This is a genomic window from Aeromonas sp. R7-5 (assembly GCF_040908015.1).
GTDB lineage: Bacteria > Pseudomonadota > Gammaproteobacteria > Enterobacterales > Aeromonadaceae > Aeromonas > Aeromonas caviae.
This window is the reverse complement of record NZ_JBFOCZ010000035.1, coordinates 82,777-103,935: the sequence shown is the minus strand read 5'-3', so window position 1 is coordinate 103,935 and position 21,159 is coordinate 82,777. Positions and strand designations below refer to the sequence as shown.

Annotated in this window: 21 protein-coding genes and 2 pseudogenes; 7 read left to right on the top strand and 16 right to left on the bottom strand. The window is 64.4% G+C overall.

Annotation, left to right across the window (positions count from 1 at the left end; translation table 11 throughout):
- Positions 1–62: 62 nt before the first annotated feature.
- Entirely contained in the window at positions 63–731 is a 669-nt protein-coding gene (yrfG, locus tag AB5Y53_RS20375; RefSeq protein WP_368183059.1) for a GMP/IMP nucleotidase, read from the top strand.
- Positions 732–810: 79 nt separating this feature from the next.
- Here yrfG and AB5Y53_RS20370 read toward each other — a convergent pair whose 3' ends face one another.
- On the bottom strand, positions 811–1,917 hold the full coding sequence (locus AB5Y53_RS20370; protein WP_368183057.1) for a HisA/HisF-related TIM barrel protein: 1,107 nt from the start codon (positions 1,915–1,917) through the stop codon (positions 811–813).
- Between the two features lie 116 nt (positions 1,918–2,033).
- Here AB5Y53_RS20370 and AB5Y53_RS20365 point away from each other — a divergent pair, with 116 nt between their 5' ends.
- Positions 2,034–2,939, top strand: a complete 906-nt coding sequence (locus AB5Y53_RS20365) for a LysR family transcriptional regulator (RefSeq protein WP_368183055.1) — start codon at positions 2,034–2,036, stop codon at positions 2,937–2,939.
- Here the strand turns inward: AB5Y53_RS20365 and tyrS are convergent.
- Positions 2,934–4,199 (bottom strand): tyrosine--tRNA ligase, encoded by a 1,266-nt coding sequence (gene tyrS / locus AB5Y53_RS20360; RefSeq protein ID WP_368183053.1) that lies wholly within the window; start codon positions 4,197–4,199, stop codon positions 2,934–2,936. The genes AB5Y53_RS20365 and tyrS overlap by 6 nt on opposite strands.
- Positions 4,200–4,344: 145 nt before the next feature.
- Between tyrS and AB5Y53_RS20355 the strand changes: the two genes are divergently transcribed.
- Complete coding sequence (locus AB5Y53_RS20355) at positions 4,345–5,154, top strand: helix-turn-helix transcriptional regulator (protein ID WP_052815529.1); 810 nt, start codon at positions 4,345–4,347, stop codon at positions 5,152–5,154.
- A 48-nt stretch (positions 5,155–5,202) separates the two neighbouring features.
- Here AB5Y53_RS20355 and exeN read toward each other — a convergent pair whose 3' ends face one another.
- The 14 genes and pseudogenes from exeN to exeC all read right to left on the bottom strand — a co-directional run bounded on the left by exeN (position 5,203) and on the right by exeC (position 16,941).
- Positions 5,203–5,961, bottom strand: a complete 759-nt coding sequence (gene exeN, locus AB5Y53_RS20350) for a GspN family type II secretion system protein ExeN (RefSeq protein WP_257711584.1) — start codon at positions 5,959–5,961, stop codon at positions 5,203–5,205.
- Positions 5,958–6,449, bottom strand: a complete 492-nt coding sequence (gene exeM, locus AB5Y53_RS20345; RefSeq protein ID WP_010675717.1) for a GspM family type II secretion system protein ExeM — start codon at positions 6,447–6,449, stop codon at positions 5,958–5,960. The genes exeN and exeM overlap by 4 nt, the downstream gene beginning before the upstream one ends.
- Complete coding sequence (gene exeL, locus AB5Y53_RS20340; RefSeq protein ID WP_183148953.1) at positions 6,446–7,630, bottom strand: GspL family type II secretion system protein ExeL; 1,185 nt, start codon at positions 7,628–7,630, stop codon at positions 6,446–6,448. Before exeL ends, exeM begins: the two co-directional genes overlap by 4 nt.
- 110 nt (positions 7,631–7,740) lie before the next feature.
- Positions 7,741–8,760, bottom strand: coding sequence for a GspK family T2SS minor pseudopilin variant ExeK (gene exeK, locus AB5Y53_RS20335; RefSeq protein WP_201890335.1), 1,020 nt, complete (start codon positions 8,758–8,760; stop codon positions 7,741–7,743).
- Positions 8,750–8,824, bottom strand: a pseudogene (locus tag AB5Y53_RS20330) (type II secretion system protein GspJ); the annotation flags it as partial. The pseudogene AB5Y53_RS20330 and the gene exeK, both read right to left, overlap by 11 nt.
- 25 nt (positions 8,825–8,849) lie before the next feature.
- A pseudogene (locus AB5Y53_RS20325) lies at positions 8,850–8,924 on the bottom strand (type II secretion system protein GspJ); the annotation flags it as partial.
- Positions 8,925–8,949: 25 nt separating this feature from the next.
- A complete protein-coding gene (gene exeJ / locus AB5Y53_RS20320) occupies positions 8,950–9,591 on the bottom strand; it encodes a GspJ family T2SS minor pseudopilin variant ExeJ (RefSeq protein ID WP_160836642.1) in 642 nt (213 codons plus the stop codon).
- Between the two features lie 44 nt (positions 9,592–9,635).
- The gene (exeI, locus tag AB5Y53_RS20315; RefSeq protein WP_039040586.1) at positions 9,636–9,980 is read right to left on the bottom strand and encodes a GspI family T2SS minor pseudopilin variant ExeI; all 345 of its coding nucleotides are present in this window, start codon (positions 9,978–9,980) and stop codon (positions 9,636–9,638) included.
- A gap of 74 nt (positions 9,981–10,054) precedes the next feature.
- On the bottom strand, positions 10,055–10,618 hold the full coding sequence (gene exeH / locus AB5Y53_RS20310; RefSeq protein WP_010675722.1) for a GspH family T2SS minor pseudopilin variant ExeH: 564 nt from the start codon (positions 10,616–10,618) through the stop codon (positions 10,055–10,057).
- Between the two features lie 47 nt (positions 10,619–10,665).
- A complete protein-coding gene (gene exeG / locus AB5Y53_RS20305) occupies positions 10,666–11,097 on the bottom strand; it encodes a GspG family T2SS major pseudopilin variant ExeG (protein WP_010675723.1) in 432 nt (143 codons plus the stop codon).
- A gap of 189 nt (positions 11,098–11,286) precedes the next feature.
- Positions 11,287–12,507 carry a GspF family T2SS innner membrane protein variant ExeF gene (gene exeF / locus AB5Y53_RS20300; protein ID WP_039040588.1) on the bottom strand — a complete coding sequence of 407 codons (1,221 nt, stop codon included), beginning with the start codon at positions 12,505–12,507 and terminating at the stop codon, positions 11,287–11,289.
- A gap of 1 nt (position 12,508) precedes the next feature.
- The gene (exeE, locus tag AB5Y53_RS20295) at positions 12,509–14,014 is read right to left on the bottom strand and encodes a GspE family T2SS ATPase variant ExeE (RefSeq protein WP_042014784.1); all 1,506 of its coding nucleotides are present in this window, start codon (positions 14,012–14,014) and stop codon (positions 12,509–12,511) included.
- Positions 14,014–16,068, bottom strand: a complete 2,055-nt coding sequence (gene exeD / locus AB5Y53_RS20290; protein ID WP_010675726.1) for a GspD family T2SS secretin variant ExeD — start codon at positions 16,066–16,068, stop codon at positions 14,014–14,016. The genes exeE and exeD overlap by 1 nt, the downstream gene beginning before the upstream one ends.
- A 21-nt stretch (positions 16,069–16,089) precedes the next feature.
- Complete coding sequence (exeC, locus tag AB5Y53_RS20285; RefSeq protein WP_368183051.1) at positions 16,090–16,941, bottom strand: GspC family type II secretion system variant ExeC; 852 nt, start codon at positions 16,939–16,941, stop codon at positions 16,090–16,092.
- Between the two features lie 213 nt (positions 16,942–17,154).
- Here exeC and hslR point away from each other — a divergent pair, with 213 nt between their 5' ends.
- From hslR to AB5Y53_RS20265, 4 genes are all read left to right on the top strand, one after another.
- On the top strand, positions 17,155–17,553 hold the full coding sequence (gene hslR / locus AB5Y53_RS20280; protein ID WP_368183049.1) for a ribosome-associated heat shock protein Hsp15: 399 nt from the start codon (positions 17,155–17,157) through the stop codon (positions 17,551–17,553).
- 104 nt (positions 17,554–17,657) lie between these two features.
- Positions 17,658–18,542: an Hsp33 family molecular chaperone HslO gene (gene hslO, locus AB5Y53_RS20275; RefSeq protein WP_010675729.1), complete on the top strand. Its 885-nt coding sequence runs from the start codon at positions 17,658–17,660 to the stop codon at positions 18,540–18,542.
- Positions 18,543–18,691: 149 nt separating this feature from the next.
- A complete protein-coding gene (gene pckA, locus AB5Y53_RS20270; protein ID WP_010675730.1) occupies positions 18,692–20,317 on the top strand; it encodes a phosphoenolpyruvate carboxykinase (ATP) in 1,626 nt (541 codons plus the stop codon).
- Positions 20,318–20,490: 173 nt separating this feature from the next.
- Positions 20,491–21,156, top strand: a complete 666-nt coding sequence (locus tag AB5Y53_RS20265; RefSeq protein WP_029314822.1) for a GntR family transcriptional regulator — start codon at positions 20,491–20,493, stop codon at positions 21,154–21,156.
- Positions 21,157–21,159: the final 3 nt, after the last annotated feature.

Genomic DNA, 21,159 nt, shown 5'->3' with positions numbered 1-21,159 from the left:
GTCTGAAAAATCCGTTATAATGCGCCCCGTTTTTCCCATCACCACAGACATCGCGAGGCCCCATGTCGACTCCCCTGCCCTGGCACCAGATTGATACCGTGTTGCTCGACATGGATGGCACCCTGATCGATCTCCATTTTGACAGCCATCTGTGGCAAACCCTGGTGCCGGCGCGCTACGCCGAGCGACTCGGCCTACCGCTGGCCGAGGCGAAGGCGCAGATAGACACTCACTATCATGCGGTCAACGGCACGCTCGACTGGTACTGCGTGGATTACTGGACCCGGACGCTCGGGCTCGACATCCGCGCCCTCAAACAGGAGATCCTGGAGAAGATCCAGTGGCGCCCCAACGTCATTCCCTTCCTTGCCGCACTCAAGGCCGCCGGCAAGCAGGTGGTGCTCTTCACCAATGCCCATCCCGCCAGCCTGTCGGTGAAGGATGCACGCCTCGGCCTCGCCCAGCACCTCGATCTGATGGTGAGCACCCATGAGCTCGGGTGGTCGAAGGAGAGCCAGTACTGCTGGCAGGCACTGGCCGAGCGACTGGCGTTCGACCCGGTCCGCACCCTCTTCGTGGATGACAGCGAGCGGATCCTGGCCGCCTCGGCCGAGTTCGGCATCGCTCACCAGCTCGGCATCCGTCACCCCGACAGCCAGATGCCGCCGCTCACCTTCCAGCACTTCCCGGCGCTCGAGGACTACGCCGACCTGCTCCCTCTCGGCGCCTGACACGCACAAGGCCCTCTTCACGAGGGCCTTGTCACATCAGCTCAACAGCCTGCCGAGCGCATCCCGTTCATGAAAGCCCTCAGGCCGCATCGCGCGGGGCCAGCACCCCCATGCTGGCCAGGTAGTCGAGGGCGCTTGGGGTGAAGCCAACCTCCGTGAGGTGCGCCGCCGTGAAAGGGGCTGCATGCAGAGGCAGGCCGCGGCTCACCCGTTCCATCCAGTCCGGATTGCCAAGGGCCGCCGTGCCCACCGCCACCAGATCGGCGCCGCCGGCCAGAGCCCGCTCCGCCGAATCTGCGTCGCTAATCTTGCCTGCCACCATGAGCGGCACCCGCCCGGCCAACCCGACCCTTACCGCCTCCAGCAGGGCGCCGCCGTGGGGATCCCCCGCCACCGCCTTGAAGCTGTCCCCCATGGAGAAGTGCAGGTAGTCGATCCCCTCGTCCGCCAGCAGGCGCGCCACCGCCAGCTGATGGGGCAGTTCGATGCCCTGGATATGGGCATAGCTCTCGGGGGAGAGACGCACCCCGACCAGGAAACCCCGGGGTAGACGGGCGCGAATGCCGCGCACTATCTCCACCAGGATCCGCGCCCGGTTGGCGAGGCTGCCACCCCAGCGGTCGGTGCGCCGGTTGTGCAGGGGGTTGAGGAAGTTGCAGAGCAGGAAGTGGTGGGCTGCGTGCAGCTCGACCCCGTGCAGGCCGGCGCCATGGGCCCGCTCCGCAGCGCTCACAAAGGCGTCAATGAGCGTCAGAATCTCCGCCTCGCTCAGCCCCTTGACCCCGAGGGGGTAACGCCCGCCCGGCGCCAGCGCGCACGGGCCGACCGGCGCCCCGTCGTTCAGCTCGGGCAGAGCCCGCATCCCGCCGTGATGCAGTTGTACCACCGCCAGTGCCCCGGCCTGCCGCGCACTGTCGGCCAGGGCCGTGAAGGCCTGCTGCTGGGCGTCCGTCATCAGGGCAGGCTGCCCCGCCCAGCAGCGCCCGCCGGGCTGCACCTGGGTGGCGGCGGCGATGAGCAGGCCGAAGCCGCCACGGGCGCAGCGCGCCAGCCAGTCGAGCTCGGCCTGGCCGGGATCACCGCCTGCGCCGCTCATGTTGTGGGTCAAAGGGGCCAGCACGGCCCGGTTCTTGAGCCGCAATCCGGCTCGCTCGAAGTGGAAGCTGTCGCCCAGTGTCTTGTTCATCGTCCTCTCCCGGGATCGCAATGGCATGGCGGCCACTATAAACTCGGGCTATGAGGATATAATCAGGCACACAAGCAAGACATTCATTCCCAGCAAGACACAATAGGCCACCCCTCATGCGGCACCACAAGCTCGACACCCTCTACCTGATGCGCCTGCTGGTCGCCATCGTCCGCTGTGGATCCTTCGCCGCGGCGGCGGCCCAGCTCGGCATCACCCCGAGCAAGGCGTCAAAAGATCTGCGCCACCTGGAGCAGAGCCTCGGCAGCGTGCTCCTGAGCCGCACCACCCGCCGGGTGCAACTGACCGACGCAGGAGAGCTCGCCTACCGCCAGGCCGACCAGATGATCGCCCTGCACGAGCAGTTGCTGGACGGCCTGCAGCGCCGCCGCTCGGCACTGTGCGGGGAGCTGCGCATCACGGCGCCGGATCTCTGGGGAGAAGTGGTGCTGACTCCGGTGCTGCTGCGCTTTCGCGCCGACCACCCGGAGGTGCGGATCATCGCCGACTTCAGCAATACCCCGGCCGACCTGCTGCGCGACAACCTGCACGTGGCGTTTCGCAGCACTGAGCTCGGCACCCAGCCCTACCTGGCGCGCCCCATCGCGGTGGACGATCTGGTGCTCTGCGCCAGCGCCGACTACCTCGACCGCCACCCGCCCCTCACCACACCGCAGGATCTGCACCAGCACAGCCTCATCACCCGCAGCCAGGAGTACGGCCGCCACGAGCGCTGGCCCCTGCTTGCCCAGGGGCGCGAGATCCCTCTCGAGGTAACGGGCGAACTGGCCTTCAGCAACAAGAAGGCGATTCACCAGGGGATGCGCCAGGGACTGGGGATAGCCCGCCTGCCGCGCTACCTGGTGGCGGCCGAGCTGGCCGAGGGGGTGGTGCGCGAAGTGCTGCCGGACTATCGCCCCAAGGGGGCCCATTTCTACGCCCTCTATACCCAGCGCCGGGCCGAGTCGGCCCTGGTCGGCCACTTCCTCGACTACGTCATCGAGGCGCTCACCCCTTCATGAGCAGATCACCAGGTGGTACTGCTTCTTACCCCGGCGCAGCAGCAGGTAGCGGCCGAACAGCCGATCGTCGGCGGTGAGCGGCTCATCCTGGCGGATCGCACCGTTGACGCTGACGGCTCCCGCCGCCAGCAGCTCGCGGGCGATCCGCTTCGAGTTGGCCAGGCCGCACTCCACCAGCAGGGTCACCAGATCCGTTTCCCCCTTGATCGGGCTGCTTGGCATGCCATCTTGCGCCAGCTGGGCCAGATCGCTCTCCCCAAGGCGCGCTACCTCGCCACTGAACAACGATTCGCTGATGCGCTGCGCCGCCGCCAGCGCCCCCTTGCCGTGTACCAGTTCGGTCAGCTCGTCCGCCAGCACCTGCTGGGCCAGCTTGCGCCCCTGCCGCTTCGCATCCTCCGCTTCCAGCGTCTCAATCTCGGCCAGCGGCATAAAGCTGTAGTAGCGCAGGAAGCGGTAGACATCCTCGTCTGCGGTGCCGAGCCAGAACTGGTAGAAGGCGTAGGGTGAGGTGAGCGCCGGGTCGAGCCAGATAGCGCCCCCCTCGGTCTTGCCGAACTTGGTGCCATCGGCCTTGGTGATGAGCGGCAGCGTCATGCCATAGACCTGGGCCTGATGCAGCCGCCTAGTGAGGTCCATGCCGCTGGTGATGTTGCCCCACTGGTCGTTGCCGCCGATCTGCAGGGTGCAGCCGAGGCGCTGGTTGAGCACGGCGAAGTCCTGGGATTGCAGCAGGGTGTAGGAGAACTCGGTGAACGAGATGCCCTGATCCGGGCGGGCCAGGCGCTGGCGCACCGATTCGCGGGCCAGCATGGCGTTGACCGAGAAGTGCTTGCCGATGTCCCGCAGAAAATCGAGGGCGGACATCTGCCCCATCCAGTCGGCGTTGTTGACCAGCAGCGGCGCCGCCAGCCCGTCGCTCGCCGGCAGCAGGGCGCTTATCTGGGCCGACAGGCTGGCGACCCAGCCCTGCACCGTTTCGGCGCTGTTGAGGGTGCGCTCGCTTGCCTTGAAGCTGGGATCGCCGATAAGGCCGGTGGCCCCGCCCACCAGGGCCACCGGGGTGTGGCCCGCCAGCTGGAAGCGGCGCAGCATCAGCAGTGGCACCAGGTGGCCGATGTGCAGGCTGCCAGCGGTGGGATCGAAGCCGCAATAGACGGTGCGCGGAGTGGCAAGATGGTCGGCCAGCGCCACCGGGTCGGAATTCTGGGCCACCAGGCCGCGCTGGGTCAGCTCATCGAGCAGGTGAGGATTTATCATGGGGGGCTCCAACAGCAAGAGAAAGAGGGCCATCCTCGCCGTTTGCGGTGCTGGCAGATATGTCCCCCAGGGGACAGTTTTGCCACTCCCGTGCTAGCATCCTGCCATCGTGGGGAAGCCATTCCCTGACCCGGAGCCCATCGCCATGCCCCCGTCTCCTGCCACGGATACCCTGAGCCTGACCGCCGCCGTCGATGCCCTGCACGGCAGCGGCTTCCCAGCAGCCCTGGTGCGCCTCATCCAGCAACAGGTGGCGTTCGACTGTGCCCTGCTGCTCGGGGTGGGGCTGCGCCCCGTCTACCTCTACGACAACCTGCATCATCAGCGGGCCCTCTTGTTCGACCGCTACCTCACCCGCCACTTCAGTCAGGATCCCTTCATGCAGGCGCTGGAGCAGGGGCTGGGTGCCGGGGTCTGGACCCTGGCGCAGGTGTCGCGGGGGCGGCTCGACCCCGAGTATCGCCACCACTTCTATCAGGCCACCGGCTGGCAGGAGGAGGTGGGGCTGATCCTGCCGGTGCGCGGCGGCCTCACCCTGATGCTGTTTCTGGGCCGCCTCGACAAGCGCAGCTCCCTCAGCCGTGACGAGCTGGCCAGGCTGGAGGCACTGTTCCCGCTGGTCCACTCCCTGTGTCGCCAGCACTGGCGGGAAGAGACACCCCGCCTGGCCCGCAGCCCGGCCAGGTCAGATGGCACTGACCTCAAGGGAGCCGTGGAGCAGGCTATCGCCAGTGTGGGGGGAGATCAGCTAACCCGGCGGGAGCGCCAGGTGGCGGGTTTGCTGTTGCAGGGGCTGGATACCGAGGCCATTGCCGGTGCGCTCGGCATCGGCAGCGGCACGGTGAAGAATCACCGCAAGCATCTCTACGCCAAGTTGAACCTGCACTCCCGGGCCGAGCTGTTCAGCTTCTTCCTCAATCACCTCATCACGGCGCCAGCCGGCGCGCCCCCATAACGACACCACCCCGCCGGGGCGGGGTGGTTCAAACCATGGGCAACGCCGTCAGATGCGGCCCTGATAACGCAGCGGGAAGCGCCCCTGCCCATCGGGCTGGCCGAGGAAGGGGAGCCCCTGTTTCATCTGGTCCGGCAGCTCGGGACCCGGTTTCAGAGTGCCCTGGAACAGGTACTGGCGATTGGCCTGCAACTCCAGCTTGCCCAGCACCTGCACCGCCTCCGAGCCCTGCTTGATCTCGGCCACCAGCCGGGAGTCGAGACAGGTGAGCGTGATCTCGGGATCCCCCAGGGCCAGCTTGCCCGCCGGGGTGTCCGCCTGTGCGTCATACCAGTGAAGATCCCCGTAAAGGTTGTCGCACCAGGGATTGCCCTGGGCAAACTGGTCGATCTTGAGCTGCAACTGACCCGTCGCCGTCAACGGGAAGGGGGGTCTCATTGGCACCCTCTCCAGCACCCAGGGGGCAGGCGCATTCAGGGTGATGTCGCGCCCGAAAGCGGCACCGTTCCAACCCAGGATCCCCTGCCCGTTGAGTCCGCTGCGCTCGCCAAAGCGCACCGACACCTCGGGCGCCAGCCGCAGCAGGGACCAGCCATCGAGATCCCAGCGCAACTGGGTGAGGGACTCGCTGGCATATTGCACCCGGGCGGCCTGACCGCTCCAGAGGGTGCCGCTCACTCCCTCCAGCCGCACCAGATTGGGGGGCAGCGGCAGATGGCGCACCACCAGGGATGCAGGCAACTGGGCCAGCAGGAAACCGAGATAGGCCAGCAGGAAGAGACTGGCGATCACTATTTTTCGCTTCATTGGGAACGACTCAACTGCAAACGTCTGACCTTGACCAGCCCGGGGGCCAGCCCCTCGCGGGCCAGCTCGATGATCTGCACCTGGACGCCGTATTGATCCGAGAGGGTCGCAAGCCAGATCAGCAGATCATCGAACGGCACTGTGTCTATCCATACCTGCAGCTCCTGACCCTGGGGCTGCAAGCGGGCAATCTTGATCTTCTGGTTGAAGGCGGTGCGGTTCACCACACCGTCCAGGGTACCGCCGGTATCGATCTGGCGCCCCTGTCCCCCCTGCATCGCCAGCACCTCCTGTCCCTTCTCCTTGAGCCAGGCCAGGGTCTGCTGCTGGTTCACCACCTGCCGCTCGCGCTCGGCAATGCGATTTGCCACCGGCTGCCAGATCGCCCAGTAGAAGAGTCCGATGAGCAGCACGCTGCCCCCCACCGCCACCAGCCGCTGCTCGCGGGCACTGATGCCGCGCCACCAGCTCTGCAGTTTATCCATCATGACGACCTCCCCTTGAGCACCAGCGCCCCTTCGACCTTGCCTTCGGTGCTTCGCACCTCACCCTGCTGCACCTCGAAGCGCTTGCCCGCCAGCTCGCGGAAACGTTCGATCTCGGTGAAGCCGGGGGCCGTCACCTGCAACCTCAGCTCGCCCCGGGCTGCATCGAAGCGCAGCACCTCGGGCTTGAGGCCGGGCACCTCGGCAAACACCGGGGCCAGCTCGGTCAGAAGCAACAGGACGCCATCCTGGGGAGCCTGCCCCAACTGCTGGAGGTGCTGGGTCATCTGGCTGCGCACGTTGACGATGCGCGTCTCCCCCGGGAAGATCCGGGTGTAGACCTGCCGGATCTCCGCCTTGAGGGCCTTGTCCTGTTCCGTCAGCTGGTGCAGATGCACACCGCGTTGCACCAGGGCCACCAGCAACAATACGCCTGCCAGCACCGCCACCTTGCGCCACTGCAACCAGTAGCGGGCGTATTCGGTCTGGGGACGATAGGGCCCCTGCAGCAGGTTGGCCTGGCAGGTCAGCGCCCCTTTCGCCAGCAACAGCATGGGCAGTTCCGGGTCAGCCCCCTGCCAGTTGCCCGCCGCCATGGCGGGGATGGGAGTATGGCAGTGAAGGGTGACGGGTTCGGTCTGCGCTGCCAGCAGCATGGCCAGCAGGGATTCCTCCGCCACTATGCCCTGACGGGGGCCCTGGCGGACCAGCCACTCCTCCCCCAGTTGCAGGGCTGACCAGCCATCGGCGGCAAGCGGCAGCGCCAGCACGTCGGGCAGCAGGTGCAGGGTCTTGAGCCCTGCCTGCTCCAGCCAGCCGAGCCAGGACTGCATCTTCCCCTTGTCCACCGCCATCAGATCCACCTCGCGGCCCTGATGGCCGAGCACCACCAGGTGCAGATCGTCCACGTCTGAGGCGATCTGCTCCTCCAGCAGATAGGGCAGGGCCGCCGCACTCTGGCGGCTGTATTTGCCCGGCAGATTGACCCGCCGGAAGATAAGATCGCTGCCGGGCACCAGGGTCACCACGGGGCGACCACCGGCACGCTCCTGCAGCTCGCCGAGGGCGTGCGCCGAGGCCAGGATGCCGGAGGCGATGATCTCCTGCTCCTGCGCCGACCAGACCAGCCAGTGCACTGGCTGCTGCGCATTGGTCCCCAGACGGATGACCAGACTCTCGCTCACTAATGTCTCTCCTGCCATGCCCGCGCCCCCTCAGGGGGCGGGCGCACAGCCATGGGTTGCAGTCCAATCGGGAGATGCGCAGGTCAGCTGAACCGCCCCACGCCCCCTTGTTATTCGGCGCCGCCGCTCAGGCGACGCAGCATCACCAGCTTGTTGTCCTTGCCACGCTGGAAGACGGTCTCAAGCCTGGCGCGGGTCTCCCCCACTTCCGCCAGCAGGCGGGCCTCGAAGAAGCTGCTCTTGATGTCCAGGGCGCCATCCAGCCCGGTGATGGCACCCGGCTGAACCTGCAACTGTTCCGTCATCTCCTGCTTGTTCTTCCACCCCTTCTTGGGGCGGCTGGTCAGCACCCGCTTGGCATCGTCCAGCCCGATCTTCCCCTGGTAGAGCCCCACCAGCAGGGCCGCCTGCTCCGGCCGGATGGTGTTGATGTTCACCACCAGCTTGTCATTGGGCAGGGAGCACACATAGGGGGCCAACCGGGCGTACAGGCTGGCGCTCACCCCGCGCACCGCCCGCAATTCGTCGGTGCCCAGCATCCGCTGGTTAGCCACCAGGTAGGGGGGATTGAGTCCCTCGTAGTAGGCATCCTCGGCCCCGTTGCTCGAGACCAGCTGGGTATCCTTGTCGGTCCAGTCGCGGATGGCGTCCGTCAGCTGTACCGCTTCGTAATCATCCACCTCGAGCTGGGCGAGCAGGGCCCGGAACACCTTGAACTGGTAAGGTTGGGCCTCGAGATCGTCGCCGTTCTCCCCCTCCTTGAGGGGCACGCTCAGGCTGTTGAGGTTGAAGCAGGATTGCAGATCCCGCACCCGGCCCGAGAGGGTGCCATCCTCCACCGGGAAGACCCCGTCCTCCCGCGCCCAGTTCTGTCCCAGACTCACCCGATCCGGGTCATCCTTGAAGTCCTGGTTCAGCACCTTGATCACCAGGGCCTCCGCCGACATGGCATACCACCAGGCCTGCTTGCCCAGGGTGAGGTTGGCGGTGCGGCGCAGCTCCAGTTGCAGGCGGCCGCTCATGTTGCTGGCGACGATCACCATCACCGCGAGGATGAGCAACACCACCAGCAGGGCCATGCCCCGCTGTCTGCCGGGGGCCAAAGGAGGGCGGGGGCGCTTAATTGCCATTGTCCGCCCTCTGGCCACCAGCACCGATCAGGAACTGGCGACGTCGAATAGTGCCGTCATCCTCCGTGACGGACAGGGGAAAACGGCAATCAGTTACCATTCTCTGCCCTCTGACCACCGGCTCCGATCAGGAACTGGCGACGTCGAATAGTGCCGTCATCCTCCGTGACGGACAGGGGAAAACGACGATCAGTTACCATTCTCTGCCCTCTGGCCACCGGCTCCGATCAGGAACTGGCGACGGATGGTGCCGTAATCTTCAAGCTCCAGCTCCACCGCCAGCCCGTAGGGCAGCAGGTCGCGCTGGGTCCACTCCTCCTTCCACTGTCCCTTGTCGTAGAAATAGAGGCGCAGCGCCGTCACGCCGGTCAGCACGGGCTGAATGCGCGGCTCGGTGCCAATGGCCGGATCCGGATAGAGGTAGCTCAACCGCTCAAGGGTCTGCCCCTTGAGACGCCAACCCACCCGTTGCAGGCCGGAGCGCGGAAGTATGCCGTCCGGATTGAGCCAGCCGCCGCGAATGAAGGCCATGCCCCAATCGTCGCTCTGCTGGCCGAAGCGGGACGCCGCCAGCAGCACCTTGTTGTTCTCGCCGTCGATGCGACCGCTGCGCGGCACCATCTGGGTGACGTCCCGCTCCAGCAGGCTGAAGGCGAGCTGCAGTTCCGAGAGGCGGGCCTCCTTGCGCTTGGCCACCTCGTCGCTGGTCAGCACCCCTTGCAGCACCTGATAGGCCCCCAGGCTCAGGGTGGCGAAGATGGCGATGGCCACCAGCATCTCAAGCAGGGTAAAGCCGCGGTGGTGCGATGGGCGGGTGTTGCTCTGGAGCATCGGCTGACACCGGCTCCGGATCATGGACGCACGTTGATGAATGTTCATCGGCTGAGATAGGTCCGGATCATGGCCACCGGGCTCTCGGCCTTGGGGGCGGTGCGCACTTCCATGTCCAGCGCCCTGAAGTTGCTGTCCGCCGTGGCGACGCCGCGATAGCGCCAGTACCAGGTCTGCCCAGCCATCTCCTCGTCCCCTTCCACCCAGCTGTCTCCCGGCCACTTGCCTTCGAGCTTCTGCTGCACCAGCTGATTCTCCACCACCCAGGTCGCCAGGGTCTTCTGCTCCAGATAATTGAGGCCGGCCAGGTGTTCGCTCGCGGTCTTCATCACCGCCAGCCCGGCGATGGCAAACACCGCCAGGGCCACCATGACCTCCAGCAGCGTCATGCCGCGCCCCTGGGCGGGGCCGCCCGACAGAGCGGTGCGACGCGCTAGAACGCCCCCTGCGGGCCTGACGCTCCTCACTCTTCTTCCTCTTCATCCTGCAACAGGGAGAGACGACCGAACTCGTCCCCCCTGACAGTGCGCAGGTAGTGCAGATCCTCGTCCTGCTGGCTCAGGGTCAGCACGAAGGGAGAGAGCTCTCCCCCCGGAAAGACCAGGATCTGGGGTGTCCGCTCGCGCTCGTCCCGACCCTGCTCCTGGCGTTCGTCCGACGCAGTACGCCAGTTGAAACCTTCCAGCTCCACCGCCAGGGTCATCCCCTCCGGCAACGTCACCGGCCCCAGCAGCTTGTCACCGGTCAGTGCGCGCCACTTGCGATCCTTGGGATCCCGGGACATAAACTGCCAGCCGTTCTCCTCGACCCGCAGCCCCAGCAGCCTGCCATCCATGACCGAATACTCCTGGGCCTGCTGCAGGGTCGCCATGAAGCGGCGCGCCTGCTTGTCGAGCTCCCGATCCCCTCTGGCGCCCCCCATGCTGAGGGTGACGGCGGTCGCCACCAGTCCCATCAACATGGCCACCAGCAACACTTCCAGCAGAGTAAAACCGGCCTGGTGACGGGCCGAAGAGGCCACCTTCATGCAGGCAGCCCCGGGGTGGCCCGGTGAGCACGACGCGGCAGAATCACTTATTGGAAGTCCTTCAGGTTCCAGTTGCCGATGTCGTCATCGGTCCCGGCTTCGCCGTCCATCCCCATGGAGAAGATGTCGATCTTGCCGAACTGGCCCGGGCTCAGCAGCTGGTACTGGTTGCCCCAGGGATCCTGCGGCAGGCGCTTGATGTAGCCCCCTTCACGGTAGCTGCGCGGCTCAGGGGATGCGGTCGGCTTGTTGACCAGGGCATCCAGCCCCTGCTCGGTGGTCGGGTAGCGGTTGTTGTCCAGCTTGTACATGTCGAGGGCGTTTTCCAGCGCCACTATGTCGGAGACCGCTTTTTGCTGATCCGCCTTCTCCTTGTTGCCCATCAGGTTGGGCACCACCAGGCTGGCCAGGATCCCCAGGATCACGATGACCACCATCACTTCCAGCAGGGTAAAACCCGATTGACGACGCTTTTGCATGACTGACTCCCTAACGAAATGAGATGGCATGAGCCATCAACGATTAACTGTTAAACCACGATCGTTCGATTGAATTTGCAGGTTCGAATGGCGAAGCCTATTCGGGCACCCGACCCTCACAGATTCACCATATTGTTGAGCTCGAGCGAGTTGACCGCGGGATCGACCGATGTCACACGCACGCCAGCCTCACAAATTCACCATGTTGTTGAGCTCCAGGATCGGCTGCAGGATCGACATCACGATAAACAGCACCACCCCGGCCATGGAGACCACCAGCATGGGCTCGAACACCCCGAGGGCGATGTTCACCTGGGTTTCGAACTCCCTGTCCTGGTTGTCCGCCGCCCGCTCCAGCATGCTGTCGAGCTCGCCGCTCTGCTCGCCCGAGGCGATCATGTGCAGCATCATGGGCGGAAAAATTCTGGTTTCATCCAGCGACTTGCGCAGGCTGGTCCCCTCCCGCACCCGCTCGGTGGCCTCACCGATGCGCATGCGGGCATAGTCGTTGGAGAGCACTTCGCCGGCGATCTTCATTCCCTCCAGCAGGGGGACGGCGCTGGCGTTGAGGATGCTCAGGGTGCGGGCAAAGCGGGCGGTGTTGAGACCGCGGCTGACCCGACCGATCACCGGCAGGCGCAGTATCACCTGGTGCCAGCGACGACGACGCTTGTCGTCGGTCAGCCACCAGCGCCAGATCAGGCCGCCAATGCCAAGGAGCAGCAGGAACCAGAGGCCGTAGTGCTGCAACAGCTCGCTGGTGCCGATGAGGAAACGGGTGGTGCCCGGCAGTTGCTGGCCCATGTGTTCGAACTGGGCCACCACCTTGGGCACCACGGCGGTGAGCAGTATGGAGATGACCCCCACCGCCACCAGGGTGAGGACGATGGGATAGATCATCGCCTGCAGCAGCTTGGTGCGCATGTGCTGGCGCTGCTCGGTGTAATCGGCGAGACGGTTGAGCACCTTCTCCAGGTGACCGGACTTCTCGCCGGCCGCCACCATGGAGCGGAACAGCTGGTCGAACACATGGGGGAAGGCCCCCAGCGAATCGGCCAGGGAATACCCCTCCACCACCTTGCTGCGCACCGTCGCCACCAGGCTGCGCAGGTGGGCCTTCTCGCACTGCTCGGCGACCGCCTTGAGGGCCTCTTCGATGGTGAGACCGGCCCCCACCAGGGTCGCCAGCTGGCGGGTGATGAGGGCCAGTTCTGCGGTGGAGGCGCCACGGCGAAACAGCACGAAGCGGTTCGCCTCCCGCTTGGCCTTCTCGGTGGTCTCGTTCACCTCGAGGGGGGTCAGCCCCTGCTCGCGCAGCAACTGGCGCACCTGGCGGGCGGAATCCCCTTCCAGCACGCCGCTCTTGTTGCGCCCCTTGCCGTCGAGGGCCTTGTATTCAAATGCCGCCATCTCAGTCTTCCCGGGTCACGCGCAGCACCTCTTCGAGGCTGGTCTGCCCCTTGAGCACCTTGTCGATGCCGTCGCGGCGGATGCTGGGGGTGTGACCCCGGATCAGCCGCTCGATGGCGAGCTCGCCGCTGGCGCTGTGGATCGCCTCGCGCACCGCCTCGTCCACCACCACCAGCTCGTGGATGCCGGTCCGGCCGCGATAGCCGGTGTGGTTGCACTGCTCGCAGCCCACCGGACGCCAGATCTGCTGATCCGGCGCAAGCTCGATGCCCATGGCAACACGCTCCTGCTCGGTGACAGGGTGCGGTGCGCGGCAATCCGGGCAGAGGGTGCGCACCAGCCGCTGGGCAAGTACCGCCAGGAGCGACGAGGAGAGCAGGAAGGGCTCGATCCCCATGTCCCGCATCCGGGTGATGGCGCCGATGGCGGTGTTGGTGTGCAGGGTCGACATCACCAGGTGACCGGTGAGGGATGCCTGCACTGCGATCTGGGCGGTCTCGAGGTCACGGATTTCCCCCACCATCACCACGTCCGGATCCTGGCGCAGAATGGCGCGCAGGCCCCGGGCGAAGGTCATGTCCACCTTGCTGTTGACCTGGGTCTGGCCCACCCCTTCGAGGTCATATTCGATGGGGTCTTCGACGGTCAGGATGTTGCGATCCCGGGAGTTGATCTCCGAGAGGGCCGCATAAAGGGTGGTGGACTTGCCCGAACCGGTCGGGCCCGTCACCAGGATGATGCCGTGGGGCTTGCGAATGAGTTCGCTGATGATGTTGCGGTTGGCCAGCGTCATGCCGAGCTGCTTGAGCTCGAGGCGCACGTTGTTCTTGTCGAGCAGTCGCAATACCACCCGCTCGCCGTAGCTGGAGGGCATGGTGGAGACACGCACGTCCACCGCCCGGCCGCCGATGCGCAGTGAGATGCGACCATCCTGCGGCACCCGCTTCTCGGCGATGTCCATGCGCGACATGACCTTGATGCGCGACACCAGCAGGGAGGCGAGCTTGCGATGGGGGCGCAGGATCTCCCGCAGCACCCCATCGATGCGAAAACGGATCACCAGGGCCCGCTCGAAGGTCTCGATGTGGATGTCGGACGCCTCTTCTTTTATCGCCTCGCTCAACATGGCATTGATGAGGCGAATGATGGGGGCGTCGTCGTCGGCATCCAGCAGATCCTCGCTCTGGGGCAGCTCTTCGGCCAGGGCAAAGAAGTCCATCTCGTTGCCGAGATCCTCCATCAGCTGGCGCGCCTCGGAGGAGTCACGCTGATAGTGGGCCATCAGGAGCGTCTCGAACTCGTCGTTGCCAAGCTGCTCCACCGCGAAGGCACAGCCCGCCACCCGCCGCACCTCCAGCAGGGTCTGGGGAGAGATCCCCTGACGACAGAGCAGCACCGGGGCACCCTGGCGCTCGGTCAGGATGGCCCCGAAGTTGCGGGCAAACGCGAACGGCAGTTCCGGCAGGGGAGCCGGCAGCTCGCTGCCATCGAGCTGGTAGGCGGCCATCAGGGCTTGCTCTGCACGAAGGGCTGCTCCTGCACCTGGGCGCGCACGCCGGTGGCGGTCGCCTGCTGCTGGGCCTGCATTCTCTGGATCTGCTGCTGCACCTCGGGGGACATCATCACGTCCTGGCCATAGGCGGGCAGCACCTGGCGAGCCGGCGAGGTGGCATAGCCCTCTTCCGCAGCCCGGCTCAGCTGCTCGGCCCTGAACAGGGTGTACTTGTTGCTGGAGACCCCGGAGTAGACATTGGCGTCACGCAATATGGTCGGGCGGATGAAGACCATCAGGTTGCGCTTGGCGGTGGAGGTCTTGGAGGAACGGAACAGGTAACCCAGCACCGGAATGTCCCCAAGCAGGGGCACCTTGGAGATCTGCTCCTGGGTCTGTTCGTCCATCAGGCCACCCAGCACCACTGTCTCGCCGCTCTTGACCAGCACGGCGTTCTTCACGGTGCGGGTATCGAAGGTGGGGCCCAGGTTGGCGGTCCCGGTCGCCTGCTTCTGTGCCACGCTGGAGACCTCCTGCTCGATGTTGAGCAGCACGGAATCTCCTTCGTTGATCTGGGGCGTCACCACCAGCTTGGTCCCCACCGTCTTGCGCTCTATGGTGTTGAACACCTGATCGCTGGTGGTGGAGCTCTGGGAGCCGCTCTGCACCGGCACTTCCTGACCGACGTTGAAGGAGGCTTCCTTGTTGTCCATGGTGACGATGCTCGGGGTGGAGAGGATGTCGTTCTTGCTGTTGGTGGAGAGCGCCGTCACCAGCGCCGCCCAGTCCCCGTGATAGAAGCCTGCCGCCATGCCGCTGAAGCTGCCCGCCAGGGATGACAGGCCGTCGGTGTTGCCGTTGTCTTTGTAATCCTTGGCGGCGATGGCCAGGGAGCCGATGGGCAGACCGGTGTCGGTGAACTGGGTGCCGCCGCCATTGGTGTTGGCCCACTGCACCCCGAGGTTCATGCCGTCACCATCCGATATCTCGACGATGATGGCCTCCACCAGCACCTGGGCACGGCGAATGTCGAGCTTGGCGATGACCTGCTCCAGCTCGGCCATCACGTCCGGCTGGGCGGTGATCACCAGGGCATTGGTGGTCTCGTCGGCGGAGATGGCGAGCTGGCCGCCGCCGATGCTGGCGCCGCCCGTGGCCGTGGCAGCCGCCCCGCCCTTCTTGTCGGCGGCGATGCTGGAGCTGACCCCCTTGAGGACGTCCACCAGATCCTTGGCCTTGCCATATTTCAGGTAGAAGACCCGGGTGTTGCCCTGGCTCTGCAGATCCCGGTCGAGCTGGCGCACCATCTGGATGATGCGGGCACGGGCCTTGGGCTCGCCGCTGATGACCACGGAGTTGGTGCGCTCGTCGGCCACCACCTTGGGGGAGAGCAGCAGCGAGGCGTTGGCCCCCTGATTGCTGCCATCCTTGTTGAGGTTGGTCACCAGCCGCACCATCTCGCCGGCGGAGGCGAACTTGAGCTTGATGACGTCCATGTCCTGATCCCCCGCCTTGTCCACCCGGCGAACCACCTCCACCAGGCGGTTGACCACGGCGGCGCGGCCGGTGATGAGCAGCACGTTGGAGGGCTCGTAGTGGACCACGTTGCCGCCGCCGGCGTTGTCGTTGAGCTGACGCAGCAGGGGGGCCAGTTCACGGACCGAGACATTGCGCACCGGTACCACCCGGGTCACCATCTCGTCACCCACGCCGGGGTTGGTGTCATCCACCACGGGGATGGCCGAGGTCTTGGCATCCTTGGAGCGCACCACCTTGAGCACGCCGTTGTTCATGGGCACCACGGCAAAGCCGTAAACGTCGAGCACGCTCAGGAAGAACTGGTAGTACTGATCCTCGTTGAGCAGGTCATAGCTGCGCACGTTGATCTTGCCGCGTACCGATGGCTCTATGATGATGGTTTTGTTCAGGTTCTTGCCGACCGTGTTGATGAACTCCTCGATGTCGGCGTTCTTGAAACTGGCGGAATACTCGGTGGCCCAGGCAGAACCGGCCATCATCAAGGCTGCCGCCATGGTGGCCAGACGCCAGCCCTTCCCTTTATTTGTCATTCTTGGTGCTACTCCAATTCATTATTCTGACAAGCCGACATAGACGTCGTAGAGCTGTCCTTGCCGCTCGACGGTGACGGTCATTTCCGTGGCGCCCGCCACCTGCTGCATCGCCTGCATGGCCTGGGCGTTGTCACGCAGATCCAGGCCGTTGATGCTGACCGCCAGATCGTTGGCGACCAGTCCGAGTTGATTGAACAGTTCCGGATTGCGACCCGGGTTGAGGCGATAGCCGGTCATGCGACCGTCCACCCGGACCGGAGAAATATTGAGGTAATCGGTGATCTTGCCCGGGTTGCCCAGCAGTTCGCTGCGCACGGAGGAGAGCCCCTCCTGGCGGGCCGGTTTGGGCAGGGGCTTGCCATACTCTTCCCCGTCCAGCATCAGGGTCTCGTCACGGCCGTCCCGGGCGATGATGACCCGATCGGCAAACACCTGGCGGATCCTGGCCTGGGTACCGTCGATGTAGTCCCCGATGCCGTAAGAGTTCTGTGTCCCGTTATGGGCGATGATGGCGATGGACTTGGCGGGATCCGAGCTTGCCAGCACCCCGTTGAGCTGGGCGTTGAGCTGGGTTTTCGGGGCATCCGCCGCCACCGTCTCTGCCGCCTTGTCCGCCTGGGGTTGCAGCGCCTTGCCAAAGAGAGAGAGGCGGCTGAGGTTGCCAAGATCGAGGCGATCGCCACCACTCCCCTGCACCGAGGTGACCGAGGGTTGCCAGGGGGTCAGGGGAGCGGGCTGGGCCAGTTCGTACAGGCGCCAGGTGAGCACGGCACTCTGCTGGGCCAGCAACAGCAGCAGAAGCCAGAACAGGGGCTGGCTGAAACGGGAGAGTGGCATGGCCTTGCAGCGAGCCAGAAGGGAAGTCAACAAATCATCCCTGAACGGTAGCGTCATCTTTCTCAAAATTGTCTGGCATCCAAGTCGGTTGGCTATTGTGTACGGCAATGGACCCAGAGACAACCGACCGGATGGGACCAAGGGGTGAAAATTCAGTTTCCGTCACACCCGGATGCCCCCTGTTTCTATCCCGGGGCCCGCCTCTGGTATAATCAGGCACCTTTTCAGCCATCCCGGAGCCGATCCATGTCGAATCCAGCACAAAGCATCACTCAGGTCCGTCTCGACAAGTGGCTGTGGGCCGCCCGCTTTTACAAGACCCGCAGTCTGGCGCGGGATCAGATCGACGGCGGCAAGGTGCACTACAACGGCCAGCGCACCAAGCCGGGCAAGGCGGTCGAGGTCGGCGCCCTGGTTCGATTCTGGCAAGGCCAGGACGAGCGGGAGGTGCGGGTGCTCGAGGTGAGCGAGCAGCGCAAATCCGCCCCGCTGGCCCAGCAACTCTATGAAGAGACAGAGGCCAGCCTGAAGAAACGGGCCGAAAACAGCGAAGCCCGCCGCTTCAACAGCCAGTTTGCCCCAAGCCCGGAGCGCCGACCCGACAAGCAGGAGCGACGCCAGCTTATCCGGGTCAAGCAATCCTAATCCGCGTCTGTGGCCCCTTTATGACGACAGGTGGAGGAATTAGTTCCTAACCACCTGTTTAACAATGTGTTTATTTTTCCCCAAGAACATCCTAGGAAACCATGATGAGTAACCAAGACCTCCTGTATCGCTATCTGTTCGAAGAGTACGAAGTGCGTGGGGAGCTGGTCCAGCTGGATCGTACCTACCGCCACATCATCGACGCCCAGAACTACCCGGTACAGGTGCAGCACCTGCTGGGCGAGCTGCTGGTTGCCACCAGCCTGCTGACCGCCACCCTAAAGTTCGAAGGCTCCATCACGGTGCAGCTGCAGGGGGACGGTCCGGTGCGTCTGGCCGTCATCAACGGCGACAACAACCAGCAATTGCGCGGCGTGGCACGCTATGAAGGGGAACTACCTACGGACGGCAAGCTGCAAAGCCTGATCGGCAACGGCCATCTGGTCATCACCATCACCCCGGATCAGGGAGAGCGCTATCAGGGCATCATCGCCCTGGAGGCCGACACCCTGGCGGCCTGCCTGGAGCACTACTTCGCCCAGTCCGAACAACTGGCCACCCGCCTCTGGATCCGCACCGGCCACCACGAGGGCGAGCCCCGTGCTGCGGGCATCCTGCTGCAGGAGCTGCCGGCCCAGAGCGAGGATCACAGCGAAGATTTCGACCACCTGGTCCAGCTCACCACCACCATCAAGGACGAGGAGCTGTTCGGTCTGGACGCGGAAGAGATCCTCTACCGCCTCTACCACCAGGACAAGGTACGGGTGTTCGATCCCCAGGCCATCGAGTTCCGCTGCACCTGCTCCCGCGCCCGTTGCGAAGGGGCCTTGCTGCAGATAGACAAGGAGGAAGCGGTATCCATGGTGCAGGAGCTCGGCAAGATCGACATGCACTGCGATTACTGCGGCGCCCACTACGAATTCGACGGGATAGACATCGAAACCCTGTTCAGCAGGGCTCCCGGTAATGATGCAAACCAGTTACACTAATCAAAGGCGGGCAAAACCCGCCTTTAACTTAAATAACAAAAAAATACCCTATTTTATAAAGTTTGATGGCGATCGCTAAAAACTACCACCTAGGTGGTAGCATGATCGTCAGATAGAACCCTACACACCTCTGAACCCAGGAGAATACAATGACAATCGTGGTAGAACCCACCCTGGCCCAACAACTGAAGCTGGACCAATACGGTATCAAAAACAGCCAGGAAATCGTTCGCAACCCCTCCTATGAGCAGCTTTTCGCTGAAGAGACCCGCTCAGACCTTGAGGGCTTCGAACGTGGCGTCGTCACCGAGCTTGGCGCCGTCAACGTCAACACCGGCATCTTTACCGGCCGCTCCCCTAAAGATAAATATATCGTCAAAGATGCCACTACCCAGGATACTGTGTGGTGGTCTGACCAGGGTAAAAACGATAACAAGGCGATTACCCCGGAAGTGTGGTCACATCTGAAAGGGCTGGTCACCAAACAGCTCTCCGGCAAGCGTCTGTTCGTGGTGGACGGCTTCTGCGGCGCCAACCCGGACACCCGCCTGGCGGTGCGCATCATCACCGAGGTGGCCTGGCAGGCGCACTTCGTGAAGAACATGTTCATCCGCCCGAGCGAAGAGGAGCTGAAGACCTTCAAACCGGACTTCGTGGTGATGAACGGTGCCAAGTGCACCAACCCGAACTGGAAGGAGCAGGGTCTCAATTCCGAGAACTTCGTCGCCTTCAACATGACCGAGAAGATGCAACTCATCGGCGGCACCTGGTACGGTGGCGAGATGAAGAAGGGCATGTTCTCCATGATGAACTACTTCCTGCCCCTGCGCGGCATCGCTTCCATGCACTGCTCCGCCAACGTGGGCAAGGATGGGGACGTGGCCATCTTCTTCGGCCTCTCCGGCACCGGCAAGACCACCCTCTCCACCGATCCCAAGCGTCAGCTGATCGGCGATGACGAGCACGGCTGGGATGATCACGGCGTGTTCAACTTCGAAGGGGGCTGCTACGCCAAGACCATCAAGCTCTCCGAAGAGGCCGAGCCGGACATCTACCACGCCATCCGCCGCGATGCGCTGCTGGAGAACGTGACCGTGGCCGCCGATGGCACCATCGACTTCGACGATGGTTCCCGCACCGAGAATACCCGGGTCTCCTACCCCATCTATCACATCGACAACATCGTCAAGCCGGTCTCCAAGGCGGGTCACGCCACCAAGGTGATCTTCCTGACCGCAGACGCCTTCGGTGTGCTGCCCCCGGTCGCCAAGCTGACCAAGGAGCAGACCAAGTACCACTTCCTGTCCGGCTTCACCGCCAAACTGGCCGGTACCGAGCGCGGCATCACAGAGCCGACCCCGACCTTCTCCTCCTGCTTCGGCGCGGCTTTCCTCAGCCTGCACCCGACCAAGTACGGCCAGGAGCTGGTGAAACGGATGGAAGCGGCAGGGGCTGAAGCCTATCTGGTCAACACCGGCTGGAACGGCACCGGCAAGCGGATCTCCATCAAGGATACCCGTGGCATCATCGACGCCATCCTGGATGGTTCCATCGAGAAGGCGCCGACCAAGGTACTGCCAGTGTTCAATCTGGAAGTGCCGACCGAGCTGCCGGGCGTCAACCCCGCCATCCTGGATCCGCGAGACACTTACGCCGACCAGGCCGAGTGGGATGCCAAGGCGGCCGATCTGGCCGGGCGCTTCATCAAGAACTTCGAGCGCTTCACCGACAACGACGAAGGCAAACGCCTGGTCGCGGCGGGCCCGCAGTTGTAAGAAACGCGCCTCGCGTCTCGCAATCCCGTACCGGTCAGCCCTGCTGGCCGGTATTTTTTTGGCCGATGCGCGGCATATGGCTCCCGCCAAGCCTTGCCTTGACGGCCCTTGCGCGTTAGATTCAGCCAAACTTTATACAATATACAATTTTGCAACCTGCCCGTGACCCCAGCATGACCCCACCTTACAAGACCCGAACCCAGATGGTGATGGAGAACCTCCGCGGCCGGATATTGCGTGGCGAGTTTGCAGCGGGCGCCCCCCTGCGCCAGGACGCCATCGCCAAGGAGCTGGCGGTGAGCCGCATCCCGGTGCGGGAAGCCCTGATGCAACTGGAAGCCCAGGGGCTGGTGAAGTTCGAGGCCCATCGCGGCGCCGTGGTGACCATGCTGGATGCCTCGGCCATCGAGGAGCTCTTTTATTTGCGGGCACTGCTCGAAGCCGATACCCTGTTCCACGCCGTCGACCTGATGACGGAGGAGACCTTCGCCCAGGCGCAAGCCATCCTCGCCCAGTTTGATCTGGCGCTGGAGTCTGGCACCCAGATCGAACACTGGGCCGAGTTGAATCACCGCTTTCACGCCACCCTTTACCAGGCAGCCAATCGCCCCCAGGCACTGGAACTGATCGCCCAGATCAATCTGAGCTGCGACCGCTATGTGCGTTTCGAACTGCTGTTCGCCCAGGGCGGCGTGGACAAGGCCGAGCGGGAGCACGCCCGACTCCTTGAACTGTGCCGCGCCCGGCGCAAGCACGAGGCAGTGGTACTGCTCAAGCAACACATCGAGGCGGCAGGCCAATCGATCAGACAGATCCTGGCAAGCGGCCACCATCAATGAACA

Coding starts and splice junctions, on each gene's coding strand:
- yrfG (WP_368183059.1), top strand. CDS start 63: ATGTCGACTCCCCTGCCCTGGCACCAGATTGATACCGTGTTGCTCGAC.
- AB5Y53_RS20370 (WP_368183057.1), bottom strand. CDS start 1,917: ATGAACAAGACACTGGGCGACAGCTTCCACTTCGAGCGAGCCGGATTG.
- AB5Y53_RS20365 (WP_368183055.1), top strand. CDS start 2,034: ATGCGGCACCACAAGCTCGACACCCTCTACCTGATGCGCCTGCTGGTC.
- tyrS (WP_368183053.1), bottom strand. CDS start 4,199: ATGATAAATCCTCACCTGCTCGATGAGCTGACCCAGCGCGGCCTGGTG.
- AB5Y53_RS20355 (WP_052815529.1), top strand. CDS start 4,345: ATGCCCCCGTCTCCTGCCACGGATACCCTGAGCCTGACCGCCGCCGTC.
- exeN (WP_257711584.1), bottom strand. CDS start 5,961: ATGAAGCGAAAAATAGTGATCGCCAGTCTCTTCCTGCTGGCCTATCTC.
- exeM (WP_010675717.1), bottom strand. CDS start 6,449: ATGATGGATAAACTGCAGAGCTGGTGGCGCGGCATCAGTGCCCGCGAG.
- exeK (WP_201890335.1), bottom strand. CDS start 8,760: ATGGCAATTAAGCGCCCCCGCCCTCCTTTGGCCCCCGGCAGACAGCGG.
- exeJ (WP_160836642.1), bottom strand. CDS start 9,591: ATGCTCCAGAGCAACACCCGCCCATCGCACCACCGCGGCTTTACCCTG.
- exeI (WP_039040586.1), bottom strand. CDS start 9,980: ATGACGCTGCTGGAGGTCATGGTGGCCCTGGCGGTGTTTGCCATCGCC.
- exeH (WP_010675722.1), bottom strand. CDS start 10,618: ATGAAGGTGGCCTCTTCGGCCCGTCACCAGGCCGGTTTTACTCTGCTG.
- exeG (WP_010675723.1), bottom strand. CDS start 11,097: ATGCAAAAGCGTCGTCAATCGGGTTTTACCCTGCTGGAAGTGATGGTG.
- exeF (WP_039040588.1), bottom strand. CDS start 12,507: ATGGCGGCATTTGAATACAAGGCCCTCGACGGCAAGGGGCGCAACAAG.
- exeE (WP_042014784.1), bottom strand. CDS start 14,014: ATGGCCGCCTACCAGCTCGATGGCAGCGAGCTGCCGGCTCCCCTGCCG.
- exeD (WP_010675726.1), bottom strand. CDS start 16,068: ATGACAAATAAAGGGAAGGGCTGGCGTCTGGCCACCATGGCGGCAGCC.
- hslR (WP_368183049.1), top strand. CDS start 17,155: ATGTCGAATCCAGCACAAAGCATCACTCAGGTCCGTCTCGACAAGTGG.
- hslO (WP_010675729.1), top strand. CDS start 17,658: ATGAGTAACCAAGACCTCCTGTATCGCTATCTGTTCGAAGAGTACGAA.
- pckA (WP_010675730.1), top strand. CDS start 18,692: ATGACAATCGTGGTAGAACCCACCCTGGCCCAACAACTGAAGCTGGAC.
- AB5Y53_RS20265 (WP_029314822.1), top strand. CDS start 20,491: ATGACCCCACCTTACAAGACCCGAACCCAGATGGTGATGGAGAACCTC.